The following is a 14,885-nucleotide window of genomic DNA, read 5'->3' as shown; positions in this document are numbered from 1 at the left end:
ATAGAACAAAAAGGCAGGAATCCCCGCCTTTCCATTGTCGCTATTTAATTGCTGTTGATGATGGCGATTAACTCTTTGGCTGATTTAGCATTCACCAATTGGTCCACGTTTTCCTGTTCAGCGCAAATGACGGCGATTCCTGAAAGGATTTCCAAATGCGTGCCGTCTTTTCCGGCGATGCCGAAAATCATTTTTGCACTTTCTCCATTAAAGTCTACTCCATTTGGCACCTGAACAACAGTAAAGCCTGATTTAAGAACAGATTTCTTGGCTTCTTCCGTGCCATGCGGAATGGCGACGTTATTGCCCATGTATGTTGTCGTGATTTCTTCTCGTTTCATCATTTCATCCACATAGGACTCTTCGACATATCCGCCTCTGACCAATGCTTGGCCTGCAAATCGGATCGCCTCTTCTTTTGTCCGGAACTTCTGCCCCAAATAGACGTTTTCCTCCAACAACAGCTGGTCGTCTTCCGCTGCATGGGGAACCACCGCTCCACTTTCTTCAACCAGCTCGGGTTGTTCTTCCGTTCCACTATTTTGCAGACGATCAATCAATGCATCGTACTCAGGACTCGACAGGAAATTATCAACAGAAATGTGGTAAGCATCCGGAACCTTGCTTTCAGCACGCGGCGTCAATTTTTCCTGCGTAATGACAATTTGAGAATCTGTTGGAATTGTGCTGATGGCCGTATTGGTCACCGTTACGCCCAATCCCGCTTCTTTTACCTTTTTGCGCAAAAGCGAAGCACCCATGGCACTCGATCCCATTCCAGCATCGCAGGCAAAGACGATTTTTTGCACATTTGCCGGAAAAGCACCATTGCCTGCTGCAGCCGGTGACGTTATTTCCCGGGAAATAGAACTCTTTTTGCCTTTCATCTGTTCCATTTTTTTCGTTGCTTCTTCTATATCTTCATCTGTCTGCTTGCTTGATTTCAAGACGACTGCTGAGATGAGGAACGATACGGTTGTTGCCACAATGACGGCAGCAAAGTTCGCTACATATGCCATTCCTTCAGGCGGTGTCACCGCTGCAATAGCCAAAATGCTTCCCGGGGAAGCCGGTGCGACCAGTCCGCCGCCCATTAAGACAAGCGTAAACACTCCGCTCATTCCGCCGAAAATGACAGCCAGCAATAACATCGGCTTCATCAATACGTAAGGGAAATAAATTTCGTGAATGCCTCCGAAGAAATGAATGATGGCAGCTCCGGGAGCAGACTGTTTCGCGATGCCTTTGCCAAACAACATAAATCCAAGCAGTACTCCAAGCCCTGGTCCTGGATTGGCTTCGAGCAAGAACAGGATTGATTTCCCGGTTTGTTGAACCTGTTCGAGTCCGATAGGCGTTAACACACCATGGTTGATGGCGTTATTCAAGAACAAAATTTTCGCCGGTTCGATCAATATGCTGGTCAGCGGCAAGAGTCCAGCCGCCAACAACCAGTCCACCCCTGAAACAAGAACTGAGGTAAACGCACTTACAGCCGGCCCTACGCCAGAAAATGCAAGAAGGGCAAGTGCCCCGCCCAAAATACCGGCAGAAAAGTTATTGACCAGCATTTCAAAACCGGTCCGGACTTTTCCTTCGATCAATTGGTCAAACTTTTTGATGACATAAGCTCCCAGAGGCCCCATAATCATGGCACCCAGGAACATCGGTGTATCAGGAGCTCCGACAATGACGCCCATTGTCGCAATCGTCCCGACTACTCCACCCCGCTGGCCATGAATGAGTCTACCCCCTGTATACCCGATCAACAGCGGCAACATGTAGTTGACCATTGGCCCTACTAATGAGCCGAATTTTTCATTCGGGAAAAATCCGGTTGGAATAAACAACGCCGTGATCAATCCCCAAGCAATAAACGCACCAATATTCGGTAAAACCATGGAGCTCAAGAAGTTGCCGAACTTTTGTACCCGAACTTTCATTTGTGAATCGTTCATGTGATCCTCTCCTTTTAAGTTTTTAGGTAATTACTCTAAACGGATAAGCGCGACTGCCGTTGCAACTCATTTAATTAAGACGGTCGCTTTCTAATTTTTCACTTCTTATGATGTTCCTTTATCATAGCGCTTAAATGGAAGCGTATTCAATAATAAGGAAAGTCAACTTTGTCGGGCTTGTCGTGACAAGCTTGTTGTTTTACAGAAAAAGACCGCCCTTTCGCCTGAAGCATGACGATAGGACAGTCTTTTTTCGTGGTTTTTTGCACCGATGTAAAGGTTTACTCACTCTTTTTAGGAAGCGTGACGACAAAAGCAGTTTTATCGAATGCACTTGTTGCGTGGATCTGGCCATCGTGCAGATCCAAGATGCTTTTTACGATAGCTAAGCCTAATCCTGAACCGCCTGTAGACTGGGAACGTGATTTTTCAACCCGATAGAATCGTTCAAACAAATAGGGCAAATCGCTGCTTGGAATGGGTTGGCCGTAATTCGCAATTTCAATTTGAATGAGATTTTCTGATTCGGTTGCTGACAGATCGATATACTTTCCTTGTTTGCCGTAGCGGATGGCGTTTTGAATCAAATTTTCAAACACCCTGGCCAATTTTATTCCTTCTCCCATAACAAAGGGGTTTTCTGTGAATGCACCGTGCTGCCGAAGTTCCATACCCGCTTCTTTCAGTTGGAATTGAAACTGGACGGCTAATTGGTTCAGCATTTCTTCCAAATTGATCGGTACTCGATTGATCAGTGCCTCTTTATTCTGCACCAAGGTGTACTCGAATAAATCATTGAGCAACTGGTTGAGCTCGTGGGATTTCTGATGGATGATCTGAATGTAATACCTAAGCTCCACTTCACTTTTATACCGATCTTCGTTGATCAAGTCCAAGTAGCCGACAATGGATGTTAATGGTGAGCGGAGATCATGGGCCACATTGGTGATTAAGTCATTTTTTACTTCAGCTGCCTTTTTTTGCTCGTTTTTCGCTTGGTCCAATTGCAGAAGGAGCTGATTTACTTTTGCGGCTAATTCTCCTATCAGTCCATCGTCTTCCATTGTCATTTCCTGAACAAAGCGTCCGTCGGCGATGTTTTCCATTTCACCCATCAACTTCTTCATCATGCTTTCTGTATAGTTCTGCCGTTCGTAAAGATAAAAAAGAGATAAAAACAAAGTAAAGGGCAGAATACACAAGATGATGAAAGGCACTAAACCAAACGTGCCGCTTAATTCGATGAACTGTGCGATACGGGAAGATTGAGTTTCCAGAAAAAATAAGGCATAGAGAAGCATTTGGGCTGTTCCCGCTGTCAATAAGAGTGCCAAGACAACATACAACAGCAATTTCCAAACGGGAATAAATTTAATGACTTTTTTCAATTTTATAGCCTACTCCCCAAACAGTTTGAATCAGCGCATCCCCGGGACTGGCTGCCTGCATCTTGTCCCGAAGATTCTTAATGTGCACCATGACTGTTTTATTTGAACCCATACTGTCTTCCTGCCACAATTGCTTGAAGATTTCCTCCGAACTGAAGACAGTACCTTGATTTTTAGCCAGCAAATAAAGGATATCGAATTCACTGGAAGTCAATTTGATTTCTTTGCCATGGATACTGGCCTGATGGCCTTTTTTATCGATGATCCAGGAACCGATCTGGAGGCTTGCATGCTCTTTGCCGGACGGAATGTAGTTTGCGCGCCGAAGCAAGCCTTTTACCCGGGCATTCAATTCCAACGGATTAAACGGTTTCGTCATATAGTCATCGGCGCCTGTCATGAGGCCCGTGATTTTGTCCATGTCCTGCACTTTGGCACTCAGCATGAGAATCGGCACCTGGCTGTCGCTCCGCACTTGCCGGCAGAATTCCATGCCATCCATGCGGGGCATCATAATATCCAAAACGATCAAGTCGACAGGGACACGATCGATGACTGCCAACGCCTCTATCCCATCCTGCGCCTGAAGGACAGAATATCCTTCGTTTTTCAGATAGATCTCTGCCAGCCTCGCAATATCACGGTCATCGTCCACAATTAAAACAGTTTGGCTCACTTTCGTTCCTCTCCTCTGCAAAATCCGTCCTAGCGATTTATTCCAGCTCTTTTTTCCAAGCTGAATTTATGGAAAACGGATTGAGCCAATGAAATTTTCGAAACTTTTCTTATTAGTAAAAACCCTATCACAGCGCCTAATGTATTCGCAATCAAATCATTTATATCTGTACTTCTTCCGCTTCCGAGCAAGATCCTAATCACTAATTGAGTGAGTTCGAATGATAAGCTGACATAAAACCCAAGGCGAGCCGCCTGTTTAATAGATTGGATTTTCCGGTTCAAAAATGGCAGGTACATGCCGAATGGCACCAGCATGATGACGTTCAACACAAAAGTCTTTACATCAATCGTTAGAATCGGAATAAAGTTAGCCGCTTTATACCATGGGGTCAGGTTGCGGTATTCACCCAGATTCACTTCAATCGGAAAAATCACCAAATGCAGCATACTCAATAAATAAATGGCGAAAGACAGCACCAGCGTAAATTGGCCCATTCCATAATAATTCCTTTTGAAAAAGGTGGAAACCAGCAAATAGACCAGAAAAATCAAAAATAACGGCAACAAAATGGAACTCGAATTGATGGTGAAGATGATGGAATCATTCATATTTCTTCCTCCTAGCAGTGATTATGTTATTCGCCTTGTAGCCGGCATGCCTTCTTTCAAAGGATAACTAAAGTATAATCAGCATTTTTAAAGTTTTTCTTAAGAAAAGAGAAAGGATTAGTTAATGTTGAAAATAAAAAAAGAAGCAATTCTTTAGCCATTTGACGGCCAAAGAATTGCTTCTTTATGATTGATGTGTTTTTGGATCGGCCAATTTATGGAGATCACTGGAATGTAAAACCTCAAAGCATTCTCATTCATGTTTTCTTTTAAAAATTTTGCCTTACGGCTCTGCCTACCACCAAAGTCGCTGCAAAGAATCCAACAATTCCAAGCAAAAGAGGGACAGCTGTATAGGAGAGCAGATTGGTGCCTGCCGGATCGACAGATGAAGACAAAAGCGCCACGATTAAAACCGAGGAGACGATCGTCACCGGAACAGAGTACTTCATCATGCCAAAAAACAAGGGGATTAATGATAAACCGGCACAAGCAATAGCTATAACGATCAGGTGGATGGCGTATTCTCCCAGCAGAGCGGACGGTAATACAACCGGAGTGAACGAATACATCCCATTAAAAATGGAAAAGCTGTAAAACACAATGATCACCGAAGCGATGACGAAAAAAAAGTCAGCAAACTGATGATGATCAGCTTAGCCAGCAGCAATTTCTTTCGGCTGACCGGGTACATAAATAGGACGGTAATTGTTTTATTTTTAAATTCTTCAATGATCATAGTAGATAGCAGGACCGAGGCATAAATGACAAAAGCAGCGACTACGAGCAGTTCAATCAGCATCATGATGTCTTCAGCACTTGAAAAAAACTCTTCTACAGCGTCCGGCTCCGTCCCCAACAACAAGAGCATGCCGACAATCGCCGCATTGATCAAAATGAATGCTAAAGCGATCCCCGGCAAATTCATTCTTTTCATTTCCAATTTAATCAGATTAAGCATGCGAATCGCCTCCCTCTATGAGCTGCAGGAAATAATCTTCGAGAGGCTGCTTTTTATCATTGAGCGCACCGATTTTGACTTGGCTTCGGACCATCGCCTGGATAACGTCATTCTGTGTGAGCTGGTCATCATAAATATGAATGAAACCTCTGTCTTCCTTCACCTGAAAGTTCAACGCCTTCAATTCATTTTCCAGCACAAAAGCCGCTTTTGGATAATCCGCTACGACCAATTCCATGTGGTTGGCATGCGTGCTGCGGATTTCGTCCATCGAAGCTTCCTTGATCAGTTTTCCTTTTCGGATTACCCCGATCGTATCGGCAATATGTTCAATTTCCGCCAGGTTGTGGCTGGAAATCAATAAAGTGATGCCGTATTGCCTGCTGTGAAAAAATGGGCAGCGCTTCATCACCATCAAATGCAGATCTGACCTTATACCCCTCTTTTTGCAGATGGTTCGACACCATCTCATGAATTTGCTGATCATCTTCAACGAGCAGTATCAATTCGTTCATCGTCATCCTTCTCTCTGAGCAGTTCCATAATATGTTTACCGATAGTTTCTTCTCCTTCATTCCACATGGGAGTCCAGTGTTCCTTTTTTATTGCTTATTTAGGTTCGAGTTTCTGAAAAACAAAGAAAAAGCTGCCGTTGTTTCAGCAACTTTCAAAAAAACTTAATCATCTTTACAACAAGGCTATGCGCCTCCGGAAGCTGCTGCAGCCTGGTCAGCCTTGACGCAGTCAATCGCTACGACAATGGCGATGACCACTTCCTCCATCTCATCATTCAAGATTTGGACTTTATAACTGTCTCCCCAGCTGAACCATTCTTTGTTCACCTGGCCGATCACTTCCCCGTTCTGCAGGATTTGAAAATCCATATCCCACCAGTTCCCACGAATTTCAATTCCAGTTCCATCAATCGTATAGCGGGCTTTGAGCAAGGAAAACTCTTTTTGGATCGTCAACCGCTCCTGTCCGTTTACTTCAACAAAGAATTTCGGCAGAAAACTGAATGTCTTTTTGGTGATGAGCGCAACTTCAGCTCTGGCCATATTCATAATAGAGAAGGTTTTAGGAATCTGCATAAAGCTGCCTTCCACATAATAGACATCCTGCTGTTGCTTATCCTTCACGGTAAATTTGCCGCTTAAACTGAATACCTTTTGTTTGATGTAGAGTTCATTCATCCTAATCGTCTCCTTTTTATCAGACTGAGGATCATATAAAGAAGTGTAGATAACAAACCTTTTCTGCTTATATTTCGCGTTTTCTTTATTATGTAGGAAAGCCTTTGAAGAAGCACGCGATTTAGGAATGGGGCTGATATTGCCGGTGGCATCCCACATTATGAGTTAACCCATGAAGAGGGCAGTAAGCAGACAAAGAGGAGCCGATTTTCCGGCTCCTCTTTGCTTTTTCATCATGCGGTAATTTCTTAAATGTATTTATCTTTCAAAGAATCTCCGCCAATTCCACCGGCCACCATCAAGAACAACGGCAGGAAGTTGGAAATAAACCGTGGTGCTCCTTCCGGTATGACAACGTTTGTCCCAAAGAAATAATTTGAAGCGAGCAGTATAATTTTTACTGCCAATAAAACTACCCCCACCATAAATACCGTATCAAAAAACGTTTTCCACTTCGGGTGAGCCAATTGTTTACTGTCTTGAATCACTTTATCCTTCAACTCCTTATCACTCCTTAATAATTCATCTATCGTGATACCGAACAGATCACTGAGGTCAATGATCACTTCGATAGTCGGATAGTTTTTCCCTGTCTCCCATTTCGAAACGGACTGTCGACTGACATGAATCTTTTCAGCAAGTTCTGCCTGGGACCACCCCTTTTTTTCTCTTTCACTTTTTAATCGTTCACTAAAAATCATGGCATTCATCGCCTTTCCTTATAATTTCAGTATTATGAAGAGACAGAGCAAAGTAAAGCGAGTTCTGGGCGCACTAAGGAGCAACCTCTGCTTGCTGCCTTGGTGAACGATGTATAGCGGAGTTTCAGCAACTCGCAGTTTCTCCCTTTCTTTTACTATACAACCCCAAAAAATAAAGGAACCAGGTCTCCCCGATTTCCTTAGGTGTGCTATAAAGTATTCCGTTTCGTCATAGTTGGATTTACTATATCTGGAAATTCCAACAATAAGGATTCTTGTCCAGATTACTCCTTTATTAGGCCGATCATCTATTTCATACCAACTTATTTACCCGTTATACTAAAGGCAATTATCTCTGATAAAAAGGAGGGGCCAAAATGGAAATTGAAAATCTGATCGATGTGAAGACCCGGCAGGAACTGAGGGAATGGCTTGCAGAAAATTCCGCAACGGAGAAATTCTGCTGGGTGGTTGTCAGTGTGAAAGAACAGCTTGGAGTCGTTCAATACTTGGACGCAGTTGAAGAAGCCTTATGTTTTGGTTGGATCGACAGCACAAAAAAGAAACTCTCCGAGACAGAGACAGCCCAACGTCTTTCGCCGCGGAAGAAAAACAGCAATTTTACCGAGTTGAATAAAGAGCGGATAAGAAGATTAGAAAAATTGGGGTTGATGACGGAAAGAGGACGGCGGGTTTTGCCTGATATGCGTCCGGAGTCCTTTGTCATCGATGAGGAGATTGAAGCACGTCTGAAAAAAGAGGAGCAAGTTTATCAAAACTTCCTGAACTTCCCTGAATCCTATAAAAGAATCCGAATCGATACCATCCAAAGTTATAAACATGACCCTGAACTTTTCAATAAAAGGTTGGACAAACTTATTGAACAGACAAAAGAAAACAAAATGTATGGCCAATGGCATGACAATGGGCGGCTGCTTGATTATTGAAAACCACCAAAAATCCAATGCAAATGGTCTGATTAAGTACGAACTATAAAAGGCTTAAGCAAAAGCCTTTTATAGTTCGTCTTTTTGGTCACTCTCTTATTGTCTTCTTTTTATGGGTTAATTAAATTATTTTCTAGTATTTTACTAATTTCTATTCGAATTCTCATGTTCATCTCATGTTCCTCTCATATTTCCCGGGTAGCTTAGAGAGTATCAATGTTTTAGGAGGAGTTTAGAGATGAAAATTGTAATCGTACCTTCTGGTTTTAAAGAATGCTTGGATGCAGAAGATGTTGCAGCAGCAATGGATCGGGGCGTCAGACGTTTTGATCCATCGATTAATACAGTTGTGATTCCAATGATTGACGGCGGTGAAGGATTTGTCAAAACCATTATCAATATAAAAGACGGGATGATCATCAATAAAAAAGTGACCGGGCCTGTCGGAAAGAAAATTGATAGTTACTTCGGCTTTTACCAAGAGAACGGCAAACGAATAGCAGTTATTGAGATGGCAGCAGTGGCAGGATTGAAACTTGTTCCCCATGACGAACGGAATCCTTTAAAAACGACAACTTATGGAGTAGGCGAATTAATTGTTGCTGCTCTCGATTTTGGTATAGACCATATTTTGATCGGCTGTGGAGATTCCGGCACTTCAGACGGCGGCGCTGGGATGGCCCAGGCATTAGGCGTCCAATTTTTTGATAAGAAACAACAACCGGTCCAGATCAAAGGAGGAGAAGATTTACTGGAAGTGGACTCTCTTCTTGCAGCAAATGTAGATAGCCGGTTGAAGAATATATCCATCGATGTCGCATGTAATTGGAAGAATATTTTATGCGGAAGAAAAGGTGTAGCGCGCGTTTTCGGACCACAAAAAGGAGCAACTCCCAAACAGGTGGATGTCTTATCCTCAGCATTGGAGCAATATGCGGGAGCTATACAGAACGAAACAGGATTAGATGTCCGTTCATTGCCAGGGAGCGGTGCTTCTGGAGGATTAGGGGCAGGACTTCTGGCATTTACCAATGCAATCCTGCATCCCCGCTTCGATATCATTATGGATTTTATCAATATAGAAAAAGAAATTTCAACAGCAGATATCGTATTTACAGCAGAAGGCAGCTTGGACTTCCAGACGCCGAACGGAAAAATTCCATCGGAAGTGGCGCGAATCGCCAAAACAAGCCATATTCCGGTAATTGCAATTACGGGAACCATTGGAGAAGGAGCAGAATTAAACTACCAGGCAGGGATAGATGCATACAGCAGTATTATTCAAAAACCTGTTTCAATGGAATCGGCTATGATAAATGCACCGAAATGGATCGAGGAAAGCACTTACTCCGCGTTGCGGAAAGTAGCCATCGGCTGGAGGATGACTGATCAGGGCATATTAAAGAAGGTGTCCCTCTAAAATGATGAAAGGATTCGAAAATCATCTTAAAAAAGAGCGGCTGTTAACTGTAAGAAATTCTTTATACTCGAAGCCGGCAGTTCTTGCTGGCCTCCATGTCCTCTTTTTCTTAGCTATATTGTCAATCGACACGCTGGACTATCCGCCAAAGGTTGCTTTATTCGCTTTCCTGTCAGCGATGACTCTGTGGGTTACTACGAAAATGCCAGCTGGATTTGTTGCCATTTCACTTATTGGATTCGTTATTATTATGAAGGCTGCCGAACCGGATTTGCTGTACACATCCCTTTCAGAACAAGTTATCTGGTTGATGATCGGCTCTTTCATTATCGGAAATGCCGTCAAAGAGTCTGGATTAGCAGAAAGGTTAGTAGTCATTATTTTGAGCAAATCAAAGAAAAAAGGAAATGTGCTGGCGGGAATAAATGCTGTTATAGTTGCGACTGTGTTTTTTATCCCCTCCACTTCCGGTCGGGCAGCATTAGCTATGCCGATCATCAATCAACTAAGCAAAAAATATACGGAAGAAGAACAACGTGTCTTGGTTCTGTTAGCGCCGCTGCTCATCTTAATGAGCACTTCCGCTACTTTTATCGGAGCCGGTTCACATTTAATTGGCATTGGGCTGCTTGAAAGTACAGCCCAGCAGTCCATTTCTTTTATCCAGTGGTTCATCTGGGGACTTCCTTTTGCCGTCGTGATGACGATTGTTTCCTTTTTCGTTGTGAAATGGACGCTTTGGCCAAAAAATGGAGGGGAACTGCTGGAAAACAGCCAAATGGCTGAACGTTCCGAAGTGAAAAAACGAATGAATCCAATAGAAAAAAAGACATTACTCGTGTTGGTTTCTTTGATTGCATTTTGGATGACAGAAAGCATTCATGGTTATGACATTGCTTTCGTGGCAATGGTCGGTGCAATTTTTGTCATGGCACCAACCTATGGCATTATTAGCTGGAAACAGGGAATGAAATCTGTTTCATGGAATTTGATTATTTTTGTGGCCGCAGCGGCAGCATTGGGAAAAGTATTAGTGGATACAGGGGTGGTCAAATGGGTGGAAAAAGAAATGCTGTTCTTTCTCCAGCTATTTGCAGATGCTCCAGATTGGCAGATTGTGTTGGCCGTTCTGCTCGTATCCGTGACGAGTCATTTATATATTACCTCCCATACCACCCGTGCCATCGTCTTTATCCCAGGTTTCTTGCTGTTCAGTGAAGCGATCGGGGCAAATCCGTCTACCGTGGTGTTTTTAAGTTTAATCGGCATGAACTATTGCGTAACGTTCCCTGTCAGTTCAAAAGCATTGCTGCTCTTTTATGAGGATGAAGAAAACTCATACGATGCAAAAACTCTACTGAAAATCAGTTTGCTGTTAATGCCGATTTACATCGGCGTAATGATGCTGTTTTATTTTTCTTATTGGCAATGGACCGGGCTGCAATTGTAAAAGGAGACATCAAACAAACACTTCCGGAATCAGGTAAAATATTAACCGATTAACGACCTCCAATCCATATGGCAGAACTGCATCCTTAAGCTCACTCAACCATCCCAGCCGAAAATGATGATTTTTGCTAATGAAAACTCAAGAAAAAGTTAAGACTGTTGAAAAGAACCAACTTCTTTTCAACAGTCTTTTCAATTTTATCTCTTCATTTCTAGTTAATTAGAAATTATGTCATTTCTGAAGTTTTTCTCCGGCTTCCACTGAAAGCGTCTCTTCAACAAACTGAATGGCCTTGTCGACGACAAAATCCAGTTCATGGTCCATAGAGGCAATATGATACGAGTTTTGCAGTTCATATTTATAGGTGTTTTCTGATTGAACTTTAGTAAGAATATAGTCTGTGTTGCTCGGCGGGACAACATGATCTTCAAGCGATTGGAAACAAACGACCGGACAACGCACGTCCGAGAGTTTAGCATCAACCGCATTCATATAATGCAATAATTGGTGATACGCTTTCACTGGCGCCTGCTCATAAGTGATTTCCACTGCATCCTCTTTCTTGATGTCCGGCTGGCCTTCTGTAACATAAGTGGAAGATGGTTGAGTGCGGTATGTTTCAAACGCAGGGATATTGATCGCCGGATTGATCAGGACAATTCCTTCAATGTCGAAGTGGCGGCTGGCCAAATCCAAACTCAAGGTCCCGCCCATCGATTGCCCGATGACGATAACGCTGGAACATGTCTGTCGCAGTTCATTATAGGCCTCTTCTATCCGCGCGAACCAATCATCGCAGCCAAAATGCTCAAGGTCTTTGAAATGCGTGCCATGGCCTGGAAGTCTAGGACAAGAAACTGTATAGCCACGTGCAGCTATGGCCTCGCCCAAATCCCTCACACTTTGCGGCGTGCCTAAAAAGCCGTGGCACAATAATACTCCCGTGCTATTGCCTTTTAGAAAAAATGATTCAGCTTGTGGGATGACCGGATATTGTTCAGTAGCCATTTGAATCCTCCTTTGCCTGTTCTAAAGCTATATTTTGTTGTTTGGTCTTACTATTACTGAAAAAAGCTTATTCACATTAGACTACAGTTAAAACCTACTTGTCAACTAGGTTTTAAAACCAACTATTTTGAAGCTATACATTTGCTGAACAGATGACTCCCCAACCAACTGACCTTTATATCCAGAAACATAAAAAAAAGAGTCTCTCTATCGATGAAGGAGAGACTCTTTTTCGATGGTGACCACTTGTTTTGAGCCAGCCGCTTCCATATTACATAGCCAGCTGAAGGATCAATCAAATCCCTCTCCTACTCCAGCTCTTCTTCCGCAAGCAGCTTGAACCCTTCAATCATCGTATCTTCTTCCACTTCGATCAGGATGCATCGTTTGCCGTTGTAATTGACTTCTTTAACGTATCGTAAGTCTTGAGGGCTGATGGCGATATTGGCGACTTTTGTGTTGATTTTGATGGACTTGGACGCATAACTTGGAACGATATGGCTTGCTTTCATTTCGTAGGTTTTGTCTTGAACCACTTGCTGAAAAGCCCGTTCCACTTTTTCGGGACTGACTTCTTTGACGCCGCTCGCTTTCAGTACACGTGTAATTTCTGTTGTATCCAGAACCGGCGCGCTTTCTTCATCATCTTCACTTTCTTCTGCTACGACGAGCATCTGATTGATTTCATCGTAAACACCGGCAAGTGTTCTTGAATTCACTTCTTCTCCAATGACAGCTTTCACAATTTCTTCAAAGACCGCTTTCTCTTCCTCAGCTGTAACAATTTCGTCGCCATTCAAGACGTTCTCGATAAACTGGAAATCCGGTTTATTCGCTTTGCCTGCTGCGTACAAGATGTGATGGATATCGGCGGCATTGTCCGTGAAGCTTGGGAACAGGAATCCGCCGATCGGCGAGCTCAGCTTGATGACCGGATCGACCAGTACATTCGCTTTATACTCTTTTTCGACAAAATCAAAGACCAATGAGCTTTTCGGCAGTTCCGTCTGGTTCATGCTGCAAAGAATAAATGATGTCGTATACACTTCATCCCGCATATCGATTTCCGTCTCATCGGGCTGGCGTCTTGTCGTCTTATGATAATTCCCGCGGATGAACGTGACCACCATGTCTTTTTCGTATGGCCGCTCTTCCACCATCTTCAAGGCGATGCGCTGCATATTCGCTTTCCATTCAGCAACCTCACTTGCCTCCAGCCCTTCATACAAAAGCTTTTGCGTATGATCCGCTTGCCCTTCTTCCTGAGGCTGGAATTTCACTTCAAACATCTTCGCATCCAGTTTGCCGCCCAAGACTTTTTTAAAGTTCTCAAGGAACAATTCCTGCTGATCGCGGTCCAACATGGCAAAAGAACGGCTTTCCTCGTGGAAGATTTCCGTGCTTTCCTGCTGGATGTAGATATTATAAATTTCCGCGATCTTCAGTAGATCGGTATCCAGTTTAAATCGCTTGCGAATATCTGCTATATCTTTTTTATTCATTTTCAAGTCCAACTCCCTGGCTAATAAAATCCGTGTGATGCATAAAAAGACATCCAAGGTTTTTGTGCAGCTTTTACCACCTCTTCATTATAACAATATTTAAGATGAAGAAAGGATGACAGTCAATTCAGGTTTGACTGTCATCCTGCAATAAGCGAAACAAACTATTTCTCCATACTCGAATGCAAATTAAAAAAATAAGAATCAATAGTATTCTGAAATATATATATTTTCTAAATTCACTAGGTTTTAAAGTTGAATTTGGTTTTCTGGAAGTGTTGGATTTTTACTTTAAGTTCCTTTTTTTACCGTAATTAAAGGAAAAACTCAAAATAAAGGGTTACCTTTGACAAAGAATTTATTTCATATACCATTAATAGTAGGATTAGAATAATTATAGTTAAATAATCATATTAATCGAGTAGATAACTTCGGTTGGTATTTTTTATGAAGTCATTAACTATGATCATTCTAAAGATAATACTTAGGAGGAATTTTATATGTCTTTGATCGGAAAAGAAATCCAACCATTTGCCACTTCAGCTTACAATGCCGGAAGCGGAGAATTTATCGACATTACTGAAGAAAACATGAAAGGGAAATGGAGTGTGGTTTGCTTCTACCCGGCAGACTTTACTTTCGTTTGCCCTACGGAACTTGAGGATCTTCAAAAGCAATACGCTACGCTAAAAAGTTTAGGTGTTGAAGTATATTCAGTTTCAACGGATACTCACTTCACCCATAAAGCATGGCATGATCATTCAGATGCGATCAGCACAATCGAATACATCATGATCGGTGACCCTTCTCAACGAATTTCCCGCAGCTTTGATGTACTGGACGAAGAAGCAGGTCTGGCACAACGCGGTACATTCATCCTTGATCCAGAAGGTGTTGTGCAAGCAGCAGAAATCAATGCGGACGGCATTGGCCGTGATGCAAGTACGCTTGTCGGCAAAATCAAAGCCGCACAATATGTACGCAACAACCCAGGAGAAGTTTGTCCTGCAAAATGGGAAGAAGGCAGCGCAACACTTAAGCCAAGCCTTGACCTTGTAGGTAAAATTTAA

Annotated in this window: 16 protein-coding genes; 5 read left to right on the top strand and 11 right to left on the bottom strand. The window is 42.8% G+C overall.

Going from position 1 to position 14,885, the window contains the following annotated elements; translation table 11 throughout:
• Positions 1 to 44: 44 nt before the first annotated feature.
• The 4 genes from QMA04_RS00475 to QMA04_RS00460 form a co-directional block, all read right to left on the bottom strand.
• Entirely contained in the window at positions 45 to 1,958 is a 1,914-nt protein-coding gene (locus QMA04_RS00475; protein ID WP_290183582.1) for a PTS mannitol transporter subunit IICBA, read from the bottom strand.
• Positions 1,959 to 2,239: 281 nt separating this feature from the next.
• Positions 2,240 to 3,346: a sensor histidine kinase gene (locus QMA04_RS00470; protein WP_290183581.1), complete on the bottom strand. Its 1,107-nt coding sequence runs from the start codon at positions 3,344 to 3,346 to the stop codon at positions 2,240 to 2,242.
• Positions 3,330 to 4,022, bottom strand: coding sequence for a response regulator transcription factor (locus QMA04_RS00465; RefSeq protein ID WP_191714578.1), 693 nt, complete (start codon positions 4,020 to 4,022; stop codon positions 3,330 to 3,332). Before QMA04_RS00465 ends, QMA04_RS00470 begins: the two co-directional genes overlap by 17 nt.
• Before the next feature lie 29 nt (positions 4,023 to 4,051).
• The gene (locus QMA04_RS00460) at positions 4,052 to 4,633 is read right to left on the bottom strand and encodes a VanZ family protein (protein WP_290183580.1); all 582 of its coding nucleotides are present in this window, start codon (positions 4,631 to 4,633) and stop codon (positions 4,052 to 4,054) included.
• A gap of 369 nt (positions 4,634 to 5,002) precedes the next feature.
• Between QMA04_RS00460 and QMA04_RS00455 the strand changes: the two genes are divergently transcribed.
• A complete protein-coding gene (locus QMA04_RS00455) occupies positions 5,003 to 5,230 on the top strand; it encodes a hypothetical protein (RefSeq protein ID WP_191714576.1) in 228 nt (75 codons plus the stop codon).
• Between the two features lie 10 nt (positions 5,231 to 5,240).
• On the opposite strand, the gene QMA04_RS00450 is transcribed toward QMA04_RS00455, so the two are convergent.
• From QMA04_RS00450 to QMA04_RS00430, 5 genes are all read right to left on the bottom strand, one after another.
• Positions 5,241 to 5,594 carry an ABC transporter permease gene (locus QMA04_RS00450; RefSeq protein WP_191714575.1) on the bottom strand — a complete coding sequence of 118 codons (354 nt, stop codon included), beginning with the start codon at positions 5,592 to 5,594 and terminating at the stop codon, positions 5,241 to 5,243.
• Positions 5,587 to 5,955, bottom strand: coding sequence for an ATP-binding cassette domain-containing protein (locus QMA04_RS00445; protein WP_290183579.1), 369 nt, complete (start codon positions 5,953 to 5,955; stop codon positions 5,587 to 5,589). Before QMA04_RS00445 ends, QMA04_RS00450 begins: the two co-directional genes overlap by 8 nt.
• Positions 5,924 to 6,109, bottom strand: a complete 186-nt coding sequence (locus tag QMA04_RS00440; protein ID WP_203340361.1) for a response regulator — start codon at positions 6,107 to 6,109, stop codon at positions 5,924 to 5,926. Before QMA04_RS00440 ends, QMA04_RS00445 begins: the two co-directional genes overlap by 32 nt.
• A 183-nt stretch (positions 6,110 to 6,292) precedes the next feature.
• The gene (locus tag QMA04_RS00435) at positions 6,293 to 6,787 is read right to left on the bottom strand and encodes an LURP-one-related/scramblase family protein (RefSeq protein WP_191714573.1); all 495 of its coding nucleotides are present in this window, start codon (positions 6,785 to 6,787) and stop codon (positions 6,293 to 6,295) included.
• Positions 6,788 to 7,035: 248 nt separating this feature from the next.
• A complete protein-coding gene (locus QMA04_RS00430) occupies positions 7,036 to 7,488 on the bottom strand; it encodes a helix-turn-helix domain-containing protein (RefSeq protein WP_290184016.1) in 453 nt (150 codons plus the stop codon).
• Between the two features lie 377 nt (positions 7,489 to 7,865).
• Between QMA04_RS00430 and QMA04_RS00425 the strand changes: the two genes are divergently transcribed.
• The 3 genes from QMA04_RS00425 to QMA04_RS00415 all read left to right on the top strand — a co-directional run bounded on the left by QMA04_RS00425 (position 7,866) and on the right by QMA04_RS00415 (position 11,305).
• Entirely contained in the window at positions 7,866 to 8,435 is a 570-nt protein-coding gene (locus tag QMA04_RS00425; RefSeq protein ID WP_290183577.1) for a YdeI/OmpD-associated family protein, read from the top strand.
• Positions 8,436 to 8,673: 238 nt separating this feature from the next.
• Positions 8,674 to 9,855, top strand: a complete 1,182-nt coding sequence (locus QMA04_RS00420) for a glycerate kinase family protein (protein ID WP_290183576.1) — start codon at positions 8,674 to 8,676, stop codon at positions 9,853 to 9,855.
• Between the two features lies 1 nt (position 9,856).
• Positions 9,857 to 11,305, top strand: coding sequence for an SLC13 family permease (locus QMA04_RS00415; RefSeq protein WP_290183575.1), 1,449 nt, complete (start codon positions 9,857 to 9,859; stop codon positions 11,303 to 11,305).
• A 231-nt stretch (positions 11,306 to 11,536) separates the two neighbouring features.
• Here the strand turns inward: QMA04_RS00415 and QMA04_RS00410 are convergent, their stop codons facing one another.
• Positions 11,537 to 12,313, bottom strand: coding sequence for an alpha/beta hydrolase (locus QMA04_RS00410; protein WP_290183574.1), 777 nt, complete (start codon positions 12,311 to 12,313; stop codon positions 11,537 to 11,539).
• A gap of 308 nt (positions 12,314 to 12,621) precedes the next feature.
• Positions 12,622 to 13,815 carry a DUF4317 domain-containing protein gene (locus QMA04_RS00405; RefSeq protein WP_191714564.1) on the bottom strand — a complete coding sequence of 398 codons (1,194 nt, stop codon included), beginning with the start codon at positions 13,813 to 13,815 and terminating at the stop codon, positions 12,622 to 12,624.
• A 500-nt stretch (positions 13,816 to 14,315) separates the two neighbouring features.
• Here QMA04_RS00405 and ahpC point away from each other — a divergent pair, with 500 nt between their 5' ends.
• The gene (ahpC, locus tag QMA04_RS00400; RefSeq protein ID WP_191714563.1) at positions 14,316 to 14,885 is read left to right on the top strand and encodes an alkyl hydroperoxide reductase subunit C; all 570 of its coding nucleotides are present in this window, start codon (positions 14,316 to 14,318) and stop codon (positions 14,883 to 14,885) included.

Source organism: Planococcus sp. APC 3900, from assembly GCF_030407735.1.
Classification (GTDB): Bacteria; Bacillota; Bacilli; order Bacillales_A; family Planococcaceae; genus Planococcus; species Planococcus notacanthi.
Note: the sequence above shows the minus strand (reverse complement) of the source record. Positions and strands in the feature narration are given on the sequence as shown.